This is a genomic window from Bradyrhizobium sp. 14AA (genome assembly GCF_054185205.1).
On record NZ_JAVAYM010000193.1, the window covers coordinates 1 to 436 of the forward strand.

At 37.4% G+C, this 436-nt stretch carries 1 protein-coding gene; it reads right to left on the minus strand.

Annotated elements, in window-relative coordinates:
* Nucleotides 1–436, minus strand: a 436-nt coding sequence (locus tag RAD15_RS43960) for a hypothetical protein (RefSeq protein WP_458184887.1), incomplete at both ends; no start/stop codon positions are given.

Genomic DNA, 436 nt, shown 5'->3' on the forward strand with positions numbered 1-436 from the left:
CTCCTGTATGACCAGCAGAGCTCCCCTCATTTTTAACTGTTCCCGAAATTACGGCACAATCTTCAACATCTCCATCAGACTTTCCTACTAAAGCACCAACCATTGATCCGTTGGCTACAATATTTACGTTAACTAATCGAACACGCTTAATAGTTCCCCCGGTTTGTTCACCAAACAAACCAACATTAGATTGGGAACGATTAATATATAAATCTTTAATATCATATCCCGCACCATCATAGTAACCTTTAAAGCTAGTAATTGGAGCAAAACCAGAACCAGTTTGATAACTAGTCATAATAATATCCTTTGTTTGAGTGTAGTAAGCACCTAAGTTACTTCGGACATTATTTAAATCCTTTTCATCCTCAACTATATAGGGACTAGACTGTGTTCCCCCTCCACCAGAAAAATGGTCAACATATATATATGTCTT